Genomic DNA, 21,783 nt, shown 5'->3' with positions numbered 1-21,783 from the left:
AAAGAAATGGGTGGGTTCGTTAAAGTAAAAGAAGGGGAGCGTTATCAAGGTGGAGCAAAAAAAATATTGCATATATGTTCGATTTGTCATGGTGATTGGGATGTAGCACCAGGAAGCATTTTAGAAGGAACGTATATGTGTAAAGAATGTTGTGTTTCTGTCAGAGAATCATTAATGGCTAAAGTTGTTAAACAGGTATTGAAACATTATTATCCTCAAACAAAATTTGAATATGATTTAGGTTTTCGTGGAAAAAATGGTGGAGTTAGTGCATACGATGCATACGTTCCAGAAATCAATACCGTTTTTGAATTTCAGTCAGCTTATCATGATGATGAAGAATCAAAAGAAGATGATTATAAAAAAATGAAATATGCAATTGAAAATAAAAAGTGTAACTATCTTGCTATAGACCATAGAAATTATACCCCTTTAAAAGCAATTCAATTTCTTTTTCCTTGGATAGAAGAAATCCCTAATTATGTCGATGTTTCAAAAGATACAACACGTAGATGGGATATCAAACAAGCTCAAGAACTATTAAATCAACATTTGAGTTATCAAGAAATTGCAAAGGTACTCGATATAAAACCACATTGTATACAAGACGCAGTTAGAAGAGGCTTTCTCATAAAGCCAAAAGGGTATATGACAGTTATTGATAGGTGTTGGGATATAGATAAAGCTCAGAAATTGCTAAATTTGAAAAAATATACACATCATCAAATTGCGAAAAAATTGGGGAATGGATGTACGGAAGGAGCAATTAGGGCATGTATATTTAGAGGATTGTTGATAAAACCAGAAGATACAAAATTAATTATACCAGAAAGGCGAGTGGCTGTAGTCCAATTAGAAACGGATGGTACATTTTATAAAGAGTATGAAAGTTGCTCGTTGGTAAATGGATTTAATTACCATTCAATTTCAAGTGCTTGCAAAGGAGAATATTATAAAATCGGACATTTTTATGCTGGATATTTGTGGTTTTACAAATCGGAATACGAAGAAATGTTGAAAAAATATGGGAAAATTCATGTGGCTGATGCCCTAAAAAATAAACAATTAGCTATTTTTAATCCTGATAGCAGAAAAATTCTTCAGGTAAGTTTAAATGGTGAGATAGTAAACGAATATGACAAAATAATACATGCAGAAAAAGAAGGTTTTAATCGGAAATCCATCTCTATTGCATGTCAAGGGAAAAGTGGAAAAAACGAAAAAAATGGGCATTCATATAAAGGATACTTGTGGTACTACAAAGCCGATTACGAAAATGGAAAATTTGAGTTGCAAAAATGTACAAATCAACAGAAAAAAGCGGTTGTTCAATTGAATTTTGATGGTTCTTTTCACAAGGAATATCACTCATTAAATTCTGCTGATGGATTTAGAGCAAATTATATATCAAAAGCGTGTAAAGGAGGGGCTGGACATAAATATAAAGGTTTCTTATGGTACTTCAAGACCGAATACGAAGAAATGATAAAAGAAAGTACAACAGTTGCCATGTGAATAAATCAACAAAAACGTCGCCAAATATAGATTTGGTGATGTTTTCTAATTGGAAGAAATGTTAAAAATTATAAAAACACCTTTTCTTGTCTATAGGTTTAGAGGAATTAGTAAAAGCAGGCGTGTATAAAATAGAGAAATACTTATAACAGGTGATAGCTTTATCACGTAAAAAGGAGAGTCGTATGACAAACAACGTGTTTGAGGTTTATGTTGATTATGCACAGCATCCAACAGTTCCAGCACTTATTCAAGTTTTTGTAGATGCAAATTCTGGACATCAGATTAAACCAGAAACGCTCATTGGATACACATTAACGGAAGTTTTTCCCGACTCCATTGGACGTAAAATTATGGTTTACAAAATGCTATCAAATCATTGACTTAAAAAGCGAAACGAACAAATTGAAGTTCGTTGGGTCGCCGAGAAAACATAAAAAAAGGGGAGAAAATCATGAGTAAAAAGGCATCTACTGCTTGGAACGACGCAATTCGTGAAACGGGGAAAAAACAACAAGAAATTGACAATCTGTTATCTCCAAGTAAAGGTCAAATTCCATATATCAAGGATTATGCGAAGGCTCTTTTAGAAAACGCCACGCATATTGATATGGCGTCTGCACTTGCTCATGAAAAAGTCATCAGCTTTGAACAAGCACAACAAATTATCAACTTTCAAAAGCAAGAAATGATAAGAAAGATGGAATATTTGAAACAATATTTGTCTGACGAAAATTAAACGCCAATCACGGCATACCCTATTCAATGAATGGAGTATTACATAGCATAATCCTGGACTGTGTTCATGCCGATATTAAGAAAAGTGTTTCGCACAATGGGTAATGGTTCGCACAGTAAATGTGTAAAATATAACGTTAATGAACAGAGCAGGAGATACGATTATCTGATGAAAAGGAACGAAAATAAGAAAGGTGGATTTTACATGGAAGAAATTAAAGTAAGATGTATCGCTGAAGATTACGGAAACCGCACCTTATATAAAAACATTGAAAGCGAAGATGTCTATGCAGAGGTTGATGGTCGTCTCTACACGATAAGCAATGAAGGGGAACCGATTAGTCGTTTAGGAGATGATTTAAAGGTTACGATGGTTATCTAAAAGGGCTATTAGGATTATCTTAAACGGTTAAGGTCATTAGAGAAGTATACAAAGTTCAATATCGACGACTCAATATTTGTCTAGACAGAGAAGCCTTCAACATAGGTAAAAAAATTAAAAAGGATGGTGCATATGTATGTTACATTTAGTTCCTGAAAAATATCAAAGTTTGTTTGAGGATAATGTTTGGATAGAAAATATTAAGGAAGCGTATTTGACTTTAAGTATGAGCTATGAAATCACCGAAATTGTTCCGTTGTATTTAGAAGAGTTTATAAGGTCGAATGCAAACGATTTGTTCGTTGGAAATGTATCCAAAGCACATACAGACTGTATAGATGTTATGACAGTTGAAAGCCTTTATAAATACAAACGAGTAGATATCGGTAAGAGCGGTTTTTCGTTAGGAACCCGTTATCAACATAGTATCTATGGAAAATATTTAAGTAACGTAAGCCAAAATACAAAAGGATTTTCTATTGTTAAATTGGACGAGGAAGATTTTGTATTCCAGCCTTTGCAACGGGTTGAACATAGTGATAACTACAATGAATCTTTTATCTTTCGCACTAAAGCAAAGGATATGAAGAAAATTCAGTGTGACAATCCATCTCTGGCATTTCTTGAATCGCTTTTAACGCATAAAGAATCTCAGACGGCAAGAAAGAACTTCAAGATAATCAACAGCGAAGGAGAACTTATAGGGGGTGCAAAAGGACAGAATACAAACAAGGTAAAAGAGAATCAAAACAATGAGAAGAGGATGTTAACCATGAAATTAGATATAAAAATACCGTCATTAGATGAAATGGATAACATGTCACTGGAAGAACTAAAAGAATGGGAACGAAAGTTAGCTCCTTATTACGGCAGTCGCTTTCAAATGAATCAAGAGGATTACCTGAAAATCATGGCATATCTGTCATTCTCCATGATGATTGAGAATATCGAGAGTGGAATTAATAAATGGCATCGAATTGCTCCAAGTAAGATGAATAAAGAGTAGGATTGAGAAGGCATTGGATATTTCAATGCCTTTTTACTGTGTTCTTTTTTGAGGTATTACTTAACTACTGTCAATATATTCATTTATACATTTGTCATATTTATAAAGGATAAACGATTCAGAATAGCTTATAAACTACCGATGTTACGGTTATAAACCTAACAGTAGGAGTGTGATTTTGTAATTGAGGTTAGATATTGATGTACCAACCTTGGATGAAGTAAGTAGAATGTCATGGGAAGAATTAAAAAAGTGGGTTAACATCTTGCTACCCTATTTCAATCAACGTCATAAGATGGTTGAGGAAGATTACCTCAAAATAAGCATTTATTACACAATCGAGTTCAAGATTCTAGATATGGAAAAACTGTTAATAATTAAGTAAAAGACATTGTGGGAATCCGCCATGTCTTTTTTATTTGGCTCAAAATGTCGCCCTTGGTTATCCTGCCATTCTTCTCTTATAACACTGTACATGCCTGTATAGAATAAAGAAGCAAATTTTATATATCAGGTGATACGCTTATCACGTAAAAAGGAGAGATTTTTAATGGTAAAAGAAAAGAGAAAATTTACGAAGGTATTAAATGAAACAACAGGTGCTTATGGAATGAGAATTGTAACCGTAGAGATTTTGTCCACGGGTAAAAATCAGGAATACAAGGTGTTCAATGATATTTGGTATCCAAAACAAACAGCAGACAGCTTAATTTTAGTATTAGACCGTCTTTATAGTTTGGATTCACGCTTCCGTTTGCACTTAGGAGATATTGAAACAGGAGAAGATTGGCTCGAAGAAAATGATGTAATAGGTACAATGGAAGTAACAAATGGAGAAATAAAAGCTCCAATGTTACTTGCCACACAGCGTAGTACAGGAGGTTCACTTATTTATACAGATAGCATTGTGAAAGTGGTAGATATTCGGAGTGGAAGCGTCTTATGGGAGCTACCGAACTACCAAATGCCGACTTTTGAGGTAAAACAACGCGGGGAAGATGGATTCCCTCATGATTTGCCTGTTGAATACACCACTGCAGTCTTTCTTAAAGGAGAAAATGTCGCAAACTTCACAAATCCAGAACGGGCAAATGGCTATATGGCATTCTTGCGTAGTGAACAGCAAACGACTCGTCCAATTAAAAAAGTGGCGTAAAAACTGATTTTTAGAGAGGATGAACATAAATGACAGTGTGTAACTTTTTTGAAGTGACGAATGGAGACTATAAAGGTACGTATATCTCGATTAGTAAGGAACTGCCTTGGGAACAGCAACGCCAAATTATGTCTGAGTTCCAATGCGGGGCAATTGGTGAGTATGCTTTTTCTTTCTACAAACGACATGGATATATAAAGGATGGAAAGCAAAATGCATGGGCATGGAGATTAAATTCCTATGGCATGCTGTCAGTACGCCCTGAAAAAATAGTTAAAATTCAAAACAAATTAAAAGGAATGGGATGCATCTTTTCTCAACAATATGTTACTCAAATTGCAAATTAAATAGGCTCGTCGGATTTTATAGTGGAAAGTGAATTCTAAAATAACAACATTCGCAATAGAATGATATGATGAATGAAACAATGATATAGAATACGCTGGGCAATTAAAATAAGTCTTTATTAAAAGGGTGTTCGGATTGAGTAGTGGAAACAAATCCTTTGAAATTATAGTGGTAAACAAACTGGTGAGAAATTGACACAAACTGTGCAGTAAAGGAGAGAGGTAAATGAGTACGACACAGTTTTTCAAAAGGGAACAAAAACCTATTCATGGATTAAATGAAGAACAACTTAGAGAAGCCTTTGACATTTATGAAAAAAAGGTTGCAGAAAAAATTTTTGAAGAAGTCAAAAGTGAGTATGGGGTTGAATTAGAAGAAGGAGAAATCAAGGATTTTATTAAAGTGTTCATTAGCAAAGGAATGACAAAAGGTATGGAGTTAGTAGCCGATACGAGTTTAGTGACCGACTACTATAAACATGTAAAGAATATAGTAACAGACAACAGATGTGGTGTAATTGATATATCCGATAATTCATTTTATCCTTGCAGAATAGGTGAACATTGGTCAACGATTTCAAAGATTTTAGAAGAAAAATATAAAGACTTATATGAACCGTTTATAGAACTAATGCACATTCATAAGGGAATGAATGAATATAACGGCATCACAAGGGATTATCTCGACAAATTTATCATCTCCAATTTTAAATTTGTTGCTGAATTAAATAATCTTAATTCATATTTAGATAATGCTAAAACGGAATGGTAGTTGCTACATATTTCGTAGATGAGACTAAGGAATAGTTTATTAAAATATTTTAATTTATGGGTATTCCACCATATAATTCGAATACCCTATTAAAATTGGGGGAAATAGAAAATGAATAATACAAAGGTAATGAAAAAAGTAATTGATTTAGATTCTCAATTTTTAGCAACAAGGGAGCAGAGTTTAAGAGTAATGGTACAGATTGCAATCATTAGAAAAGCATTTGGTGTGAAAAATAATGAAACTAACAAGCATGTTAGAGATTATGAGAGAGAAATTGTCTTATCTGATGACGATATTAAAAAGCAATTTAATGAGTATATGGCATTCTGGAATTGGGCTAAACAAAAGAATGATATGGACAAAGCAAAGGGGTTTGAAAATCAGATTTACTATTTTATCGATGGTGTGAGATTTTTCAATGCTAATTTAGCAAACGAATTTCAGCAATCTATAATTGTTGAAAGAGTATCATAGGATGTCAAATTATGAAAATTGAATAGGTTGGATTATGAAAAATGACCTGTGCTAAAACGGGTCTTTTTCTTTCCATTTCATTTGGCGACATTTTATCATGTACAATGAAAATATAATCAAACCAGATGTAGAGGAGTCACTATGAAAACCTATTATCATGTGAGTCGAGACATTGAAAATATAATCGACACTTTTGAACCTAAAGTTCCAGAATCTTATTTAATCCACGGACATGGAAACAGTGATATTAAAAGAGTATGTATCAGTGAAGATATTATGGATTGCATGAATGCCATTTCTTATATTCGTGATAGAGATGTCTACAACGAAAAGATAAGTTTGTATAAACCATTACGAGTTTATCGGTTTGAGTTAGACGAAGAGGAAATTGTTCAACCAGAAGAAGTTTATAACTATGGAGTCTACGACGCTTTGAATAATAAAGAGTGTTGGAGTTTAAAAGAAATAAAGCCTGTCGAGTCTTATATCATTACACCAACTTATATTGCAACAGAAAGACTGAATCCTAATCGCATTGCACTACTGGAATTTGAAGATGGACATTTTCCCGATGGGATTCCAGATGAAGATGAATAGGATTAAAAGAAATTTTATAACCAATTGGCAAGGTTCTTTTTATGGGAAAATGGTCAAGTGTAGTGAAGTCTTTCAGCCCTAACTATAATACAAGATAACTCAAATAAACAGGAAACAAACAAGGTTGCAGACAAAAGGAGAGAAATACATGAACAAAATGACAGACGGAATTAAAAACGTATTTTAGACAGTCCAAACCTTCTATACTTTAAAAAAGGTGCAATAATTAAGGTGGTTAAAGGGAACTCATTAAATAATGGCTCCTTTCTTTTAATTGTTTAACCCTTTATACTACCCATAGAGATAAAACGGATACTTGATAGTAAAAGGATTCCATGAGGAGGGACTTATAAAAAAGATTGGCTGGATACATATTCAGGAGTTAGGACGGTACGGAAAGATGTGGATGTTTTGAAAGAAAAAGGGAAAGTATATTCGATATCCGTTGAGAAAAGAACGGGTACGGTTTGGCTTAACTTTTGTGAGGATTGTTGGTGAGGATTGTTGGGAAGAATTGAAGAGTAAAATAAAATAGCTTGGTAAAAGCAAAATGGAAGGATGGCTTCGTGTGCCTGAAAATCGATTAAATCAGTTTGATGATAATAGATACATTAACCGAACATTTTTAGCAAAGTGGGAAACCGAACCAGAATTCATGGATATGCTTTACAATAAGTATCATCTGGTTATTTGGAGGCATCCTGACTTTGGGAATTTAAACGGGTATGTCGGAATAAAGAGAATCCATCCATATTTCGGACGGGGCATGCACCATAAAAGCATACAGGCATTAGAGGCGCACGGAGGGATTACCTTTGCGTCAAAGGCTGTTGGTAGTGGCTTTAAGAAAGGATTCTGGTATTTTGGTTTTGATACCGCACATGCTTGGGACTTCATGCCTTTGATGCAGAAGCATTTAGCTGAATTGCCGAAAGAAGCAAGTGAATTAATGGAAGAGATGAATGGAATGTTTAAAGAACTCCTTGGAGAGAATTCTTTTCAATCCATTAACAAAAAGGAGAACTACAAAGATATCAACTATGTAGCAGAGCAAGTGCAAGGATTGTACCAACAACTTCTAAAAGCGCAATCTCTACATCCCAATTACAAACTAAACCATAAGAGAGAATACAGACAGGCACATAAAGAAAAGGTACGGATGAAACGGAAGTTTAATTATCAATCATAAGGACACGATACACAAAGCCTCGCAAACAAAGCGAAGGCTTTTTTTATGTTAATTTTGCGCTCTTTTCCAAACGAATATTGTCCTATCCCCTTGTATAAAATACAGCATCATTAAAAATAAGGTGTTTGAAATCAAACAAATTACAAGGAAAAGAGTGATAATATGAAGGTTTTAAGTAAGCCGCTAACGATTCAAGAGATACAGGAACAAGCCGTTGATAACTACATTGAAGGCGTTGTTGCTGTTGCGTTAAGTGAGATTATCGAAAGGGATTTTGAGGGGTTCCTTGATTTGGTTTCTGAAGCGTTAGTCGGTAGTTCTTTACTCATGAATGTCAATTATTCAGTGGTTGGGAATCAAGACGAATATACGGTTTTAATCAATGTCTCTGGTGATGTAAGTAGTATCGTAAGAGATAAACAGGACGAACAGGACGTAGAAGACAAGGAAGAAGAGTACCAAGCCTCTATTAAAAACGGGTATTCGGATTAAATGGTGGAATACCGTTTCGTTTTGTTATGTCACTATATATAGTCGTACTGTGTGTTAATCAGCTTTCTTTGTAGGCAACATTGGTTCTAAATTTCCTTTTAATCCCTCAAGAGCTTTTAGCATGATTTGGTCTGTGTTTTCATCAACATAAGCATCTAAAAATCGAACAAGTGTCATGATGTAAGATGCTATTGCCTTGTTGCTCGGAAGTGCTATTATTACTGCGTTTTCTGACTTACTCTCTTTATCTGAGAAGTAAATACCAAAAGGTTTTTCAGATTCATCAGCACTAACATTTCCAGTGAAAACAGTACCTTCCCCTAATGTAATTAACGTGTTTCCGTTCTTTAGTTTTTCAATCATTTCCTCACTCCTTTTTAATGAACAGAATGTGTCTACTGAAATTTATTTTCCACTACATATTCCGAAAAGCCTAATATTTTCATCCCATAAGGTTTCTTCGATAAACCTCTGGGACAAACCAACTTGGAAATTATCTGATAACCTTTTAGCCATTTATATTACTCCCTTTCTTTCTGTTCTTTCCCGTATCCTATAGATAATGATTCTTCTATTAAGAATGTTGATTTTGTAAGGTAGTCTCCTCCTCTTTAGTAAGAAGAACATAGGCATCTGAAAAACATTGATAGAGATATTCCAATGTGTTTTCAGCATCGGTTTGGTTATAAAAAATGAGTCTTTCGTCCTCGTTATCAGTAAATTCGAGTTTTCCATCCTCTTCTTTTTTCAACCATTCACCTGTCCTAATGTTTTTAAGGCTATTCGGAACATCGTGTTGAAATCATAAATATCAATCCCCTTAATAAAAAGTTTTAAAATCGGATTATCATGTTGATATTAATCATTTGAACTGGTGTAATGTAGTGGAATAAGCAAATAATAAAATCCATTATTATCAAAATAGGAGTGGATGGAAAATGAATAACTTTCAAGAGATGGTTTCAAAACTTGACGAGAAAGATGTTGAAGAAGCTCAAATAAGAGATTTCAATAGCTGGCTAAATTTCCTTGTTGAGTACCCGCAAGGTCTTTATGACATGCTTCATACGGATGCTGACCCTGAATGGTCTGGTTTATCCAAAAAAGAAGTAAGGGAGAGAAAGGCAATATTAGATGCGGCTTTCTTATATATTCAATCAACTATGGAGGATATAAGTGCAGTATTAAAAGAAAAATATCCAAAAGATATGATGGAAAAACATAATCGGATTCATATTTAACTGGGGATTAAGAGAATTATTCCCAACACAAAATCGTATAACCCAAAAATGACTTCAACATTCTTAGGCTAATTTATGGGGGGTCTTCCTCTCCTATTTCAACACACTAATCCGTATAGCCGATATTATTTGGACGAAATCCAATCTAAGCGATTCATTTTTGCATTGGAATTTTGAAGGATGGGAATTAAAATTTAGATACATCCCAACGAATGAAGTGTGGGGGAAAATCAAAGGAATGAAAAACTCTTTTGAGATACGAGATTATTTAATGAAAGAGGTTCTCGATATTTATATTAGAAAATGTTTACGAAGAAGATGATGAAGAAGAATAAAGTAAATCTTATTTACTAGAACAAAAGGTGACTTGCCCTAGTCACCTTTTTCTATCAAAAATGGCGAGAGGACTCAGACTTCAACATTTTGCGTAAGTCGGTGGTGAATCGCTTTTTATTTTATTTCCTTTATTTGCATACTATAATAAAGGAAAAGGAGGTGAAATCATGCCAAAAGCAAAAATAAAAAATGTCTTATTCGGTGTCCAACGTCAACAACTAAAACACTTATCTAAAACGGAGTACCTATCGTTACGAGAACTATGTCGTTTGTCTAAGAACATGTACAATGTCGCTTTGTATCAGGTTCGGCAGTATTACTTTGCCGAGAAAAAATACCTTTCCTATGAAAGCAATTATCATTTGTGTAAAGATAACGAAAACTACCAATTCCTGAATAGTAATTCGGCTCAACAAATCTTAAAAGTGGTAGACCGTAACTTTGCATCCTTTTTTGCATTAATAGAAAAAGCAAAAAAGGGAGAATATCAATTCAAAGATATTAAACTTCCAAACTATCTTCCCAAGGATGGGTATTTTACGCTCATCTTTAGTGAATTCAACACCAAAAACGACAACTTCCAAGTTCCGATGTCACCCGCTTTTCGTAAGCAATACGGAAAAGTGGTGTTTGATTTACCCTCTAATCTAAAAGAAAAACGTATCAAAGAGGTTCGAATTCTTCCTAAATCCAATGCAAGGTATTTTGAAGTGCAATATGTCTACGAAGTAGATGTCATTCAAAATGAGAATCAATCAAACCGTGTACTTGCCATTGATTTAGGTGTAGATAACCTGGCTACATGTGTCACGAATCAAGGAGATAGTTATATTATTGATGGCAAACGTCTCAAATCCTATAATCAATGGGCGAACAAAGAAAATGCTCGTTTACAAGCCATCAAAGATAAACAAGGCATTAAAGGAACAACCAAGGCTCAACAACGCTTATGGAACAAACGAAACCATCAAGTACGGGATTATATCAATAAAACCAGTCGTACCATTCTTAACTATTGCTTGGAACATGGAATCGGTCAAGTCATTATAGGGTACAATCCTACGTGGCAAAAGAACAGTCACTTAGGAAAAACAAATAACCAAAACTTTGCTCAGATTCCGTTAGGAGATATTCGTACCAAGTTGGAGTGGCTCTGCAAACAACATAATATTCACTATATCGAGCAGGAAGAAAGCTATACATCAAAGGCAAGCTTCTTTGACCATGATAGTATTCCTGTATACAAACCTTTTGATAAAACTCACTACACCTTTATTGGAAATCGCATTCAGCGTGGCTTGTATCAATGTAACGATGGGTTCTTGGTGAATGCTGACGTAAACGGAGCTTTTAATATTATGCGGAAAGCAAAAATAAAGAACATCGTAGTTGACCGAAAAACAGTACAGCCCAAACGCATCCTTATTGCCTAAAAGTAAAGCAAAACAGAAAAGTAATGTATAGGAGTGACTTGGACACACTCAAACGAATAAGGCTTCCACTCTACAGTGGTTAAAAATAATAGCAAACTTCGTGACAAAAAAGAATCCCCCACTTCAAGCTTGCTAAGTGGCGGGAGGGTTCAAATGCGTTTCACTTTGAATTTATCTTTCTAACACAAAATCACCTATACATTGCTACCATTAAGCGGTAACCTTGTAGATGGGTGGTGAAAATAATGGAAGTAGAAACACCGAAACTTTTAAACGATTTTCTTATCTACATGACAACAATTAAAGGAAAATCCAAGCGTACTCGACAGGAGTATGAATACGACCTGTCCTTGCTGATGCGATTTTTAAAAGGGGTAAGAGATGGAGGGGAAACATCTTCTACCCAACCAATTTCCATAAAAAACGTGGATATCACATTTATTAAAGAAATCACTCTGGAAGATTTGTATGCGTTTCTTGAATACTGTGAGGTGGCAAGAAACAATAGTGCTTTCGCAAGAGCAAGGAAAGTCGCTTCTATTAAATCATTATTTACCTATTTAACAAAAAAGAAACGTCTTTTGGAATATAACCCTGCAGACGAACTCGAAACGCCAAAAATTGGGTCTAGAAATCCCATTTATTTAACACTGAAAGAAACCCATCAATTTTTATCGGGCATTGAGAAGAATCACCACTACCATCGTAATTATTGCATGATGATGTTTTTACTCAACTGTGGGCTTCGAGTATCTGAACTATGTAGCATCAATCTTTCCTCTATCCAGGGAGATAAATTATCGGTCATCGGCAAAGGCAACAAAGAGAGAACCATTTATCTTAATGACATCTGTCTATCGGTTCTACATAACTATATTAAGGAGGAACGAGGTTTGGTTCATAACATCAAAGACCAAGATGCCTTATTCCTTTCGCAAAAAGGAACACGTTTAAATAAGCGAACCGTTCAACGCCTGGTTAAGAAAATCAATGAGGAATCACATCTAAATAAAAACAAATTAACACCCCATAAGTTGAGACACACTGCCGCTACGCTCATTTATAAGCAAAATCCTGACATAAGGGGTCTGCAATACATTTTAGGACATGAAAGCATATCCACGACGCAAATCTATACGCATGTGGACTCCAATGAGCTTCGAACACTTGTTGCAAGCCATCCGTTAAATCAACCATCATAATAGAGCGTATACTAGAATTAAACGGTTTTGTAGCATGAATTATCCCTATTCAATCTATAATGAAAGAATAAAAGCATAGACAAGGTATTGCATTTCAACAATAACTTTAGTGGAGGAGCGATTATTTATGTCAGAAATTACGAACCAGAAGCAACACATTCCTTCTCAACGTCAAACAGAGTTTAACAAAAACTTTATAGAGGAGGGTGATTCTGCTCAAACCGAACAAAAGTTAGGGATTCTGGTTTTGACTGATGAAGAGATTATTATTCATGGAGCCGTTCAGAATATGAATGAACAGGATTTAGAGAAACAGGATGCTCTGTTCTTAGATTTTGAAGATGCATCTGAATATGATAATGCTCTTGCTGAAAAACGAGAAGAGTTTTCATCATTTGAGGTGTATAGCTGTTAGAAAAAGGAGTTGCAATATGAGCAAATTATATTGGATAAAAAGTATGATTTGGACAAACCACGAAGCAACGAATCCAGACAGACAAGATGTGTGGTTGGGTGAAAATTTCAATGGCTGCACCAGGGATAGAAGAAAAAGCTGGTATCTATACAGAAGAACAAGTTAAAAAACATGGTGACAACCATCATCTAGAAGATACCGAAATTGTAGAAATACCTGATGTGGAAGAATGGTCAGAAGAACAGATTATATCCTGTCAAAATCTTATTAAAGAGGATGTAACTAAGTTAGAAGAAATGGAGAATACCGTAATAAAATATGAAGAATTAGTAAGGGAAGCCAGAAGTTCTATCGATAGAAACAATGATACAATTGCTGAATTAAAGTGGCTTTTGTTAATTCAAGAGAAACTTAAACAAACAAATCGAATATCATAACAGAATAAGTAAAAACAGCAGGTGGCTAGGTTCCACCCTGCTTTTTTATCTATTTGGATAAAAGATAGAGAGAGATAAGCGATAATAATAGAGGTTTCTTACATAATTTTTTCCATTACACTGCTTACAATATAGCAAATACAAAAAAAGGAGTGAAATTCACAATTTAAAAAGTCAGAAGTGAAAGGAGAGAGGTTGACTTGTCACATGCCGAATTATTAAGGTGGTTCATAATTGGAGTCGTGGGGATTAGCATTTTAGCTTATGTACTTTCCCTTATCTGGAAAGATTGGTTCAACAAACAAGTTTATCATTTTAGAGGGGTATGGTATCTACTATCCATTATTACGATAGGTGGTTATGTCTATCAAAATACGATTGATTACTCCAAATGGAAAGATTTTATTATTGTTATCTCTGTTTTCATCTATATTGACTTGGTTATCTTTACCCGACCCAAAATCAAAAAAATATGGGGAGCCGAGTTTAACCCTGACGAAGTTACCCAAGTAGGAAATCAATTCGAAGAACATATTATCGCCATCAGAGAAAAATCAAAAGTCTATGGCGACCTAATCGGAAGAATTGATAAGACGGCATTGAAATCGCTTGAGTGGCATACTGTTCAAGAATATATGGATAGTTTAAAATTGTTTTTAATGGAATACACCGATAAATGTCACCAAGAAATTTGGGTAGTAAGAAATATAAATCATACCGTTATTACTACCGAAGCACGAACAATAGGTGTAGATTTACAACCAGAACATCTTGTCAATCTAGATGATGATACTGTAGCACAAATCAGCGATAGCGTATGCCTAGTACCGAGCAAAGTTATCCACCCAATTGTGATTATCGTTAAACAAAAGGAAGGATTGCTACAGGATATAGATTTTTCTAACATCAAAAATTTAACAACCGTTCATAGTTTTTGCCAAATGTGATAGAATAATAGAGAGAATGAAAGGAGTGAGCTTTGTATGGCACAACAATCCAAGCCCATTCAGGAACGAGAACCTAAACAAGGACAAGTTCAACTGTTAAAAGAAAGTGTGAATCCAGTAAAGATACCGATGGCTTTTTCAACAAAAAATACATTGAACAAATTTCATAAATTAAAGAACCTCCTTTAAAGGATGGTTTTGTCACCAAGCTCTGATTATATTCAGAGCTTTTTCTTTTTCTCGGCTAACCCGATTATTTATCCAGCTATATTTCTCATTTTTGTATCGACTCTCCTATAGTTTTAGAATCATAATGTAGTTTGGAATATAATGCAACAGAAGGTTGAAAGATTTATCTTATTACATCTATTCATTTATTAGGTTTAAATTGATAGGGATGTCCATATACTGTAATAACAAGATAATAATCGGGAGAAAAAGGAGGCAAGTAACGTTGAGCGATAGTGAAAACCCTAAACAAACACGGAAGATTGTCCTTGATGAACCACCTTTCCCTCAGACTAAAATCGATTGGGAGAATGGACCATCAATGAAATTGTTGAAAAAACTTAAAGCAGAAATTCAAAAACTTAAAGATAGTATGAGTTAATCTAAATACACTCACTGAAAGTTGAAAACTTTCTGACAAAAGGAGAGTTTTTTCGTTTTCTATATTCAAACTGTGATGGTTCATATTGAATGAATATCATCTAATAAGCCAACAAACAAGGTGTTACAAACTGTAATCACGAAACGATGTAGAAAAGAGTTTTGAGATTCGAGAGCTGTGGAAGAATGATAAAAAATTGATGGAATGGGTAGGAAGAAAGATTATCCAATGATGAAGTAACGCTATTCATTGGCAACAAGGAGTTTCATTTCGAAACCAACGGGTGGATTATCGGATAAATGCCTGATGAAGGATTTTCCGATTTGGGTTATAAAATACTAAGAGAATTGCTACACTTAATGTAAGACCAAAAGCAGGGGAAGGAGAGGGGTGAATGATTTGTTTGAGAAAATCAATGAGTTAAAACAGATTGTCGATGCTCACCGCCCCTTTCCGCTAGGTTTGGAACAAAACATGCGAGAAGTTACCCGCATCGAATGGATATATCATTCCAATGCCATAGATGGAAATACATTATCCCTACTTCAAACTAAATTAGTGGTGGAAGAGGGCTTAACCATTGCGGATAAAAAGATAAAAGAACATATTGAAGCCATTAATCACGCAGAAGTGATTGATTATGTAGAAAAAGTGATTGCGAATACTGAATCGTTTAATGAATACATTCTAAAACACGTCCATAGCTTGCTTTATCAGAATCTCGACAAAATAAAGGGTGGAACGTACCGATGTTATAATCTTGAGAGCATCTGTGAAGAAACGCCCGCTCAATTAAAAATAAAACAAGAAGTAAGGGAGCTATTCGTCTGGTTTGAACAAAATAAACGGCTTCTTCATCCCGTAGAATTGGCTACGGTTTTTCACTTTAAATTGCTATCCATAAGCCCGTTCTTTGTTGGCAATGGGAAAACCGCCAGAGTTGTTATGAATCTCATTTTGATGAAAGCTAATTATCCACCTGCCATTATTAAAGCAGGTGAAAGCTATTATGTGCTATTCGAGAGGGCTAAACAAAAAGGAGATATCACACCTTTTATTGGCTTGGTTACAGCCTGTGTGGAAGAAAGTTTACAACGAATCTTATACGGACTAGGTAGTTAACACAAAAGACAAGCGAGTACCGCTTGTCTTTTTATTTCTCCTATAGATTTCTATCCGCTAACCATTTATTTGTAACTGCCCCAAAGGAAATACGCCCCTTGTTCATGGTCTTTGCTGTTCTTTTAACAAAATAGACGATTTCGCCCGTAGAGTCCTTTTCACTTGTCACATATAAAATTTCAATGGTGTTATACTTGGTTTCAATCTTTTCGCCAACTTGATGCATGTTTGTGCCTCCTATTATGTAAGTACCTTCAGAAGTATAGAAATTCTATTCCTTCGTTTTGTGTATCTCTATACTTTATGCAAATCAACTCGCTTTATAAGTTGGAAGAAATCTTCTCGATGCTAATAATTATTTTTGTATTTGTAAAATATAATTTACAATATATTTATTTAATAGTATAATTATTACTAGATTTAAAATGCATCGGTTATGCTAAAGAGGCATAAAATGGAGGAGATAAAATGGCTAAAGATAAAACTTTAAAAGAGTTTAAGACTGAAAGTAATGGTGAAGAAATTTCCGTGCGAGTGATTGAAACGGACAAGGGAATACAAATATTTGTTGATGGGCAAACTCCTGATGTATTTGTAAATGGAGAGGTTTTATATAGTAAGTATGACAAAGAAGAATATAAACTAATTCCACCAACATTAAGAAGTTTTGTGGAAGAAAGATTTATGAGTTATAGTGAAATTATCAAAGAAAAAGGAACGGTTATTGCAAGAGATTTATCATTTTTTGGTTTAGATTATGATATCGAATTTTCGTCAAATCGTGCTAAAGAAAAGAATGTCCGTATAACTAATTGGTTAAATGATTATGAAAAAATTAACGATTATCTTGTTGAGCCAATTGCCGATGGAAAAGAAAATTTTAAAAAACTAGTTTCTTCTATAAAAGAGTATGGTTATGATTTTCGTTTTGCTTATGGTGGGAATGAGTATGATAACATATATGCACTTGTGGTTCCTATATCAGAGTTCGATGAAGAAAAAATCAACAACTGCATAAAACTATGGCAATCTTATGACGAACAGCTTGAAAAATACACGAAATAACTAGCCCCAAATGGGGTTTTTATTTAGATAAAATCAGTAATTGAATAGGAAAAGGAGATATAATATAACGTTTGTTCCAAACCTGTTATGGAACCTGAAAAGGAATTGCTTCCAATACATAAAAAGGAAGAAAGAGAATAAAAGGGGATGAAATAAATGAAAGGGTAATTAATAGTTCAGGGGGAAACAACTGAAATTTATTAAAAGGAGTTACTTATGTGCTGGCATAAATGGAACATATACAAAGATAAGAAACTTATATGTGGTGGAAATAACACGCATACACGTACAACTAAGATATGTCGCAAATGTGGAGAAAAAAGAATAAAGGAAAAAATAAACTGAAGTTGAAAACAGCCATCATAGAAGCAGGGTAAGAAAAGGAATTTATTCCAATACATAAAAAGGAAGGAACAGAACAAAAGGGAGATGAATTATGAAACGCTATGTGATTCAAAAAGGGAACCAGTTCGTAAAAGACGCTTGGATTCTTTCAGTCAAAGGAAAAGTAAGTATCCGTAAGACTGACTTTACATCCCACATAATGGATTCTCAAGTTTTTACGGAATACGATAAAGAAGAAGATTTACATGCTTGGGAAGAATACTTTGGTTTTCAACATGGACAAAGGTTTTGCTATGAGGAAATTAAATTTACACGCCTATCAGATGACAGAAATTAAAGCTAAAAAAGACTCCGCTTTTTTGAGTAGCCGAGTCTTTTTCCTTTGTCAATGCGAACTATTTCAGCATTTGTTTTCGTCGATTGTATTGTCCATATAATCCCCAATCCACATTACCTAACCGCCTCATGAGCGTATCCACTTCCTGCTGAAGGTCATGCTTGTTGGGCAGTTCCTCTTTCAATAGAACCTGTTGAATGAATAAGGCTTGTTCTAACGCCACATTCTCATTTTCCATGTTGTTTCGATAACCAAGTCTCCAAATGCTTGATTGCACGAGGTGTCGATTAACTTGTTGAGCTTCTTTTTCATAATCCTCTCTGTTGATATGCTGTTCAACTCTGTGAAGCACTCTTTGTAAATCTCTATTAATCAAAGAGATAGCATTCGCCTTCATTGAATCTTCTCTCTGTTTTTCCTGTTCTTGATACCAATCAAAAGGATGCATATTCTATTTCCTCCTATATCAATGAGATAGTAAAATCACCTTATTTATCTTCTTGTTATACTATAGTCATTTGTTCATTGATTATAAACATATTATTTTATTTTTCCTGTAAAAAGTTATAAAAACTATTGCATATAGTCGATAACTATATTATACTTTATATGTAGTCAACAAGCGGAAACAAGGACGTAACTGCTACATAATAAAAGTGGTCGAAAGCAGAAAAACATGGAGGTTATCTGCTTTTTTTAATTGTTTTTAAAACAATGACGGGAGGGAACATCCATGTCGAGCGAATCATCTTTTTTTCTTGAAAAAATCTTAACGGTAAAAGAGGTTTCAGAATTAAAAGCAGATAAGAAAGCGTACCAACAAGCTCTAAAAGCATACGATGAAGCCTATATCCAATCCGTTGATATAGTCCCTATAAAAGACAAGCGATTTGTTGTCGATAAAAGTGAAAGACCGAAACTTCCAACAGGGTGGCAAAACACACTGTCCTCATTAGCAGATAATGAGGAATTGGAAAATCCGATATTTATCTCGGTGGATGAAAAGGGTGTTTTATTGGTTCAATAATAGATTGTGCATGACGGCTCTTCTCGTAGGAAGAGTCTTTTTTTCTAAACACCTAACATTTTATAAAATCGACTAAAAAACACTATGATATACAAAACATATAAAACTAGGTGTGAATACTCACGCATTAGTAGGAGGGACTTTCAATATGAAAACGAAAAAGGAAAGAAAACAGCTTAACATACGATTTAGAAAGGGTCAGTAAGACTTAAGCAAAATGGAGGGGTATCCGATGCAAGCACCTACAATTTTAGATGAACAGGAAACAATAATTCAGTGGGCTAGAACGTTAAGAAATAACTATATGAGTGTTTCTTCAATCATTTATTTGTTGGTCACAGACAAACTAGACAAAAAGAAAGCAGATGCTCAGACGCTTATAGCAAGACAAATTTATCAGGGATACAACAGAGGGTGGCAAGATAGTATTCTTTTTGCTATCCAATTAGACGCTTACCGTAAAGAACACGATATACAAGAAGGTCAAATTGTCACCGATGGAGAGTTTGTTGGCTTTGCCTCTAAATTTAATTGGAATGAACGAACGTTTGGTTTATTTTCCAACAAGTCTTGTGCAAAGGATTCCTATATTGGAAGGTTCACGATTGACCCATTTAAAGCCATCCGCCGATGACTAGATTTTTACCAGAAAGCTCTCTTAAAAGGGGGCTTTTTTGCTTTAGTAATGACGACAGATTCTCTTTTCTATAATAAAAAAAAGAGATAAAAAAGGAATTGGATACAATACATAACAAAGGAGTTAAACAAGTTGAAAAACATCTTGCTAATCGTCGATATGGAAGAAAAGTACTTAACGGATGATGACTATATGGGGCTTATGCATAGCGATTCTTGGGAAGAAGTTAGACAGGATTTAAAAAATGGCTACATGCACATTATCGAACGAACAGGCTAAACAGTTAAAGAAACAAGGCTATCAAATCCATTTTACTGGCAAAACGGAACCCTATGGTGAGTTACAGAATATCGTGGACATCGTTTTACCTTATTGGGGAGAACACTACTATTTTACGCGTACGTATTATGACAAGGATGACCGAATTTTACTCGCAGGATTATTTCGGGAACGTTGTGTACATGCCGTTAACTTATTGATACCAAACTCCATCGTTAGTAAAGAATTAACCATCAGTCATTGGGTAATTGGTGATTCTGAAGGTTATTTCTATGATTATGATTTCTTCAACCAGGAGAAAACGGTGGATGGAAAGTTCCACTCAAGTATGAAATGTAGCATTGAGAACGAAATAATAGGTATTTGGAAAAGAGAATATCCCGAAGAGTCACCTTATTTTCCAACCGTGTATCAATGGGAAATGAAGGAGATACCTATTCAAAATATCCGAAGACATTTGCCTAATGACGTAGAAAAAGCATCTGATTTTGCCGATAGGATAAAAAATGGAGGAGTTTTCCCTCCGATTATCGTGGAATCAATGAAAGATGCCGAATACTTTTTGTTAGATGGCTACCATAGGGTTTATGCCTATTCCAATTTAGAAGGCATAAATACCGTTAAAGCTTATGTAGGAACTATGAGGGGATAAGGAAAGGATGAAGGTCGTTATGCCATTTATGAACCCAGCTGCAGTAGACAATCCATACTTTGCATTAGGGAGTATGACAAAGATTGCACCAGGGATTACAGGTCATCTTGTGGATGAAGGAGTAAAAGGCGTTTATATCATCACTTTTGGTTCATTGAAACAAGGGAAAGGTAACACAGGACGATTTATTGATGAACTCAAAAAGAAATACCAAATCGTCAGATTCCCCAACATTGTGAATCCAATTGTTGAAGGCATGCTTTTAAGGCGTGGATTTAAGAGAAAACGTGAATATGTACCAGCATTAAAAGCACATGCTAATGTGTATGTATGGAAAAAATAAAAGATTAAAAGTGTCTGTTTACTTTTCCTACGTGTATGTGCTTTCCTTAAGTTTTGGAATCTCCTGTTATTTTAGAATTTGTTAAAAGAGAGCAAGAGAATCGTTTGTTTGAACGGTTAAACGGGTAAAATCACGCAAGTTGAAAAAGGGAATTTAAATCACTCTTCATTGAAAAATGGTGGGTGATTTTTATATAAAAAAAACGAGCCTGTTGTGGTTTGTAAAACTCAGCTAGTTGCATAAAAATCTGTCCAGTTTGAAAGATTTGCCTTTTTAGACATGTTACCAAGGGTGGATTCAACGAATTTCCGTTGTTCCTTGTTAAGAGACAATTGTATGTAATTAATATCAGCCATTGGAACGGCTACAATCAGTTGTTCTTCGTCACCATCGTTATTTTCCTGCAGTTTTATCATCATTGATGCTGGGTCAATACTCTTAAATCCTTGATGTTCCTTTTTATCAAACATCTGAATAATATTTTGCAAACATATGTTACATACCGCTTCATTAATATAAAAATCCTCATATCGTTTCACATTAAAACCAAAATAGACAGGAAGTAGCGTGGCGTCGTTTTTTCTTTTTTCTGTATAACCACAGACGTTACATCTTCTTTGTTCCATTTTTTCCATCTCCTTTATTCAATAGGCTAACGTCCTATTTATATTTTATCAAATTCCT

33 protein-coding genes are annotated in these 21,783 nt (G+C 34.6%); 28 read left to right on the top strand and 5 right to left on the bottom strand.

Features of this window, described 5'->3' with window-relative positions:
• Nucleotides 1-6 precede the first annotated feature (6 nt).
• The 12 genes from PP175_RS25510 (at nt 7) to PP175_RS25455 (ending at nt 8,671) form a co-directional block, all read left to right on the top strand.
• Nucleotides 7-1,515 (top strand): hypothetical protein, encoded by a 1,509-nt coding sequence (locus PP175_RS25510; protein ID WP_272443923.1) that lies wholly within the window; start codon nt 7-9, stop codon nt 1,513-1,515.
• Between the two features lie 185 nt (nt 1,516-1,700).
• Nucleotides 1,701-1,898 carry a hypothetical protein gene (locus PP175_RS25505; protein WP_272443922.1) on the top strand — a complete coding sequence of 66 codons (198 nt, stop codon included), beginning with the start codon at nt 1,701-1,703 and terminating at the stop codon, nt 1,896-1,898.
• A gap of 71 nt (nt 1,899-1,969) precedes the next feature.
• Nucleotides 1,970-2,254 carry a hypothetical protein gene (locus PP175_RS25500; protein ID WP_272443921.1) on the top strand — a complete coding sequence of 95 codons (285 nt, stop codon included), beginning with the start codon at nt 1,970-1,972 and terminating at the stop codon, nt 2,252-2,254.
• Nucleotides 2,255-2,422: 168 nt separating this feature from the next.
• The gene (locus tag PP175_RS25495) at nt 2,423-2,635 is read left to right on the top strand and encodes a hypothetical protein (RefSeq protein ID WP_272443920.1); all 213 of its coding nucleotides are present in this window, start codon (nt 2,423-2,425) and stop codon (nt 2,633-2,635) included.
• Nucleotides 2,636-2,771: 136 nt separating this feature from the next.
• The gene (locus PP175_RS25490) at nt 2,772-3,641 is read left to right on the top strand and encodes a hypothetical protein (protein ID WP_272443919.1); all 870 of its coding nucleotides are present in this window, start codon (nt 2,772-2,774) and stop codon (nt 3,639-3,641) included.
• A 550-nt stretch (nt 3,642-4,191) separates the two neighbouring features.
• Entirely contained in the window at nt 4,192-4,797 is a 606-nt protein-coding gene (locus PP175_RS25485) for a hypothetical protein (RefSeq protein ID WP_272443918.1), read from the top strand.
• A 29-nt stretch (nt 4,798-4,826) separates the two neighbouring features.
• The gene (locus tag PP175_RS25480; RefSeq protein ID WP_272443917.1) at nt 4,827-5,144 is read left to right on the top strand and encodes a hypothetical protein; all 318 of its coding nucleotides are present in this window, start codon (nt 4,827-4,829) and stop codon (nt 5,142-5,144) included.
• A gap of 226 nt (nt 5,145-5,370) precedes the next feature.
• Entirely contained in the window at nt 5,371-5,916 is a 546-nt protein-coding gene (locus tag PP175_RS25475; RefSeq protein ID WP_272443916.1) for a hypothetical protein, read from the top strand.
• A gap of 111 nt (nt 5,917-6,027) precedes the next feature.
• Nucleotides 6,028-6,393, top strand: a complete 366-nt coding sequence (locus PP175_RS25470; RefSeq protein ID WP_272443915.1) for a hypothetical protein — start codon at nt 6,028-6,030, stop codon at nt 6,391-6,393.
• Between the two features lie 141 nt (nt 6,394-6,534).
• Complete coding sequence (locus PP175_RS25465) at nt 6,535-6,990, top strand: hypothetical protein (RefSeq protein WP_272443914.1); 456 nt, start codon at nt 6,535-6,537, stop codon at nt 6,988-6,990.
• A 568-nt stretch (nt 6,991-7,558) separates the two neighbouring features.
• Entirely contained in the window at nt 7,559-8,179 is a 621-nt protein-coding gene (locus PP175_RS25460) for a hypothetical protein (protein WP_272443913.1), read from the top strand.
• A gap of 162 nt (nt 8,180-8,341) precedes the next feature.
• Entirely contained in the window at nt 8,342-8,671 is a 330-nt protein-coding gene (locus PP175_RS25455; protein ID WP_272443912.1) for a hypothetical protein, read from the top strand.
• Nucleotides 8,672-8,725: 54 nt separating this feature from the next.
• On the opposite strand, the gene PP175_RS25450 is transcribed toward PP175_RS25455, so the two are convergent.
• Nucleotides 8,726-9,034, bottom strand: coding sequence for a hypothetical protein (locus tag PP175_RS25450; RefSeq protein WP_272443911.1), 309 nt, complete (start codon nt 9,032-9,034; stop codon nt 8,726-8,728).
• Nucleotides 9,035-9,245: 211 nt separating this feature from the next.
• Nucleotides 9,246-9,422 carry a hypothetical protein gene (locus PP175_RS25445; protein WP_272443910.1) on the bottom strand — a complete coding sequence of 59 codons (177 nt, stop codon included), beginning with the start codon at nt 9,420-9,422 and terminating at the stop codon, nt 9,246-9,248.
• A gap of 187 nt (nt 9,423-9,609) precedes the next feature.
• Between PP175_RS25445 and PP175_RS25440 the strand changes: the two genes are divergently transcribed.
• The 9 genes from PP175_RS25440 to PP175_RS25400 all read left to right on the top strand — a co-directional run bounded on the left by PP175_RS25440 (nt 9,610) and on the right by PP175_RS25400 (nt 16,414).
• Complete coding sequence (locus PP175_RS25440; protein WP_272443909.1) at nt 9,610-9,912, top strand: hypothetical protein; 303 nt, start codon at nt 9,610-9,612, stop codon at nt 9,910-9,912.
• A 503-nt stretch (nt 9,913-10,415) separates the two neighbouring features.
• Nucleotides 10,416-11,681 carry an RNA-guided endonuclease InsQ/TnpB family protein gene (locus tag PP175_RS25435; protein ID WP_272443908.1) on the top strand — a complete coding sequence of 422 codons (1,266 nt, stop codon included), beginning with the start codon at nt 10,416-10,418 and terminating at the stop codon, nt 11,679-11,681.
• 245 nt (nt 11,682-11,926) lie between these two features.
• On the top strand, nt 11,927-12,883 hold the full coding sequence (locus tag PP175_RS25430) for a tyrosine recombinase XerC (RefSeq protein WP_272443907.1): 957 nt from the start codon (nt 11,927-11,929) through the stop codon (nt 12,881-12,883).
• A gap of 127 nt (nt 12,884-13,010) precedes the next feature.
• A complete protein-coding gene (locus PP175_RS25425; protein WP_272443906.1) occupies nt 13,011-13,298 on the top strand; it encodes a hypothetical protein in 288 nt (95 codons plus the stop codon).
• Between the two features lie 110 nt (nt 13,299-13,408).
• Entirely contained in the window at nt 13,409-13,735 is a 327-nt protein-coding gene (locus tag PP175_RS25420) for a hypothetical protein (protein WP_272443905.1), read from the top strand.
• 200 nt (nt 13,736-13,935) lie between these two features.
• The gene (locus tag PP175_RS25415) at nt 13,936-14,682 is read left to right on the top strand and encodes a type II toxin-antitoxin system SpoIISA family toxin (protein ID WP_272443904.1); all 747 of its coding nucleotides are present in this window, start codon (nt 13,936-13,938) and stop codon (nt 14,680-14,682) included.
• Nucleotides 14,683-14,718: 36 nt separating this feature from the next.
• Nucleotides 14,719-14,871, top strand: coding sequence for a hypothetical protein (locus tag PP175_RS25410; RefSeq protein WP_272443903.1), 153 nt, complete (start codon nt 14,719-14,721; stop codon nt 14,869-14,871).
• Between the two features lie 265 nt (nt 14,872-15,136).
• On the top strand, nt 15,137-15,292 hold the full coding sequence (locus PP175_RS25405) for a hypothetical protein (RefSeq protein ID WP_272443902.1): 156 nt from the start codon (nt 15,137-15,139) through the stop codon (nt 15,290-15,292).
• A gap of 390 nt (nt 15,293-15,682) precedes the next feature.
• Complete coding sequence (locus tag PP175_RS25400) at nt 15,683-16,414, top strand: Fic family protein (protein WP_272443901.1); 732 nt, start codon at nt 15,683-15,685, stop codon at nt 16,412-16,414.
• Between the two features lie 40 nt (nt 16,415-16,454).
• Here the strand turns inward: PP175_RS25400 and PP175_RS25395 are convergent, their stop codons facing one another.
• Nucleotides 16,455-16,640: a hypothetical protein gene (locus tag PP175_RS25395; protein WP_272443900.1), complete on the bottom strand. Its 186-nt coding sequence runs from the start codon at nt 16,638-16,640 to the stop codon at nt 16,455-16,457.
• 242 nt (nt 16,641-16,882) lie between these two features.
• Here PP175_RS25395 and PP175_RS25390 point away from each other — a divergent pair, with 242 nt between their 5' ends.
• On the top strand, nt 16,883-17,479 hold the full coding sequence (locus PP175_RS25390) for a hypothetical protein (RefSeq protein WP_272443899.1): 597 nt from the start codon (nt 16,883-16,885) through the stop codon (nt 17,477-17,479).
• A 436-nt stretch (nt 17,480-17,915) separates the two neighbouring features.
• Complete coding sequence (locus PP175_RS25385; protein ID WP_272443898.1) at nt 17,916-18,161, top strand: RNA-dependent RNA polymerase family protein; 246 nt, start codon at nt 17,916-17,918, stop codon at nt 18,159-18,161.
• Nucleotides 18,162-18,219: 58 nt separating this feature from the next.
• Here PP175_RS25385 and PP175_RS25380 read toward each other — a convergent pair whose 3' ends face one another.
• Entirely contained in the window at nt 18,220-18,609 is a 390-nt protein-coding gene (locus tag PP175_RS25380) for a DUF6079 domain-containing protein (protein WP_272443897.1), read from the bottom strand.
• 285 nt (nt 18,610-18,894) lie between these two features.
• Between PP175_RS25380 and PP175_RS25375 the strand changes: the two genes are divergently transcribed.
• The 5 genes from PP175_RS25375 (at nt 18,895) to PP175_RS25355 (ending at nt 21,099) form a co-directional block, all read left to right on the top strand.
• Nucleotides 18,895-19,188, top strand: coding sequence for a hypothetical protein (locus PP175_RS25375; protein WP_272443896.1), 294 nt, complete (start codon nt 18,895-18,897; stop codon nt 19,186-19,188).
• Between the two features lie 232 nt (nt 19,189-19,420).
• Nucleotides 19,421-19,822, top strand: a complete 402-nt coding sequence (locus tag PP175_RS25370) for a hypothetical protein (protein WP_272443895.1) — start codon at nt 19,421-19,423, stop codon at nt 19,820-19,822.
• A gap of 135 nt (nt 19,823-19,957) precedes the next feature.
• Complete coding sequence (locus PP175_RS25365; protein ID WP_272443894.1) at nt 19,958-20,104, top strand: hypothetical protein; 147 nt, start codon at nt 19,958-19,960, stop codon at nt 20,102-20,104.
• Nucleotides 20,070-20,756, top strand: a complete 687-nt coding sequence (locus tag PP175_RS25360) for a ParB/RepB/Spo0J family partition protein (protein ID WP_272443893.1) — start codon at nt 20,070-20,072, stop codon at nt 20,754-20,756. The genes PP175_RS25365 and PP175_RS25360 overlap by 35 nt, the downstream gene beginning before the upstream one ends.
• Before the next feature lie 19 nt (nt 20,757-20,775).
• Nucleotides 20,776-21,099: a hypothetical protein gene (locus tag PP175_RS25355; protein WP_272443892.1), complete on the top strand. Its 324-nt coding sequence runs from the start codon at nt 20,776-20,778 to the stop codon at nt 21,097-21,099.
• A 227-nt stretch (nt 21,100-21,326) separates the two neighbouring features.
• On the opposite strand, the gene PP175_RS25350 is transcribed toward PP175_RS25355, so the two are convergent.
• Nucleotides 21,327-21,725 carry a hypothetical protein gene (locus PP175_RS25350; RefSeq protein WP_272443891.1) on the bottom strand — a complete coding sequence of 133 codons (399 nt, stop codon included), beginning with the start codon at nt 21,723-21,725 and terminating at the stop codon, nt 21,327-21,329.
• Nucleotides 21,726-21,783 lie beyond the last annotated feature (58 nt).

The sequence above is a fragment of the Aneurinibacillus sp. Ricciae_BoGa-3 genome (genome assembly GCF_028421645.1).
In the GTDB taxonomy this organism is placed as follows: Bacteria; Bacillota; Bacilli; order Aneurinibacillales; family Aneurinibacillaceae; genus Aneurinibacillus_B.
This window is presented reverse-complemented; position numbering and strand designations above follow the sequence as displayed.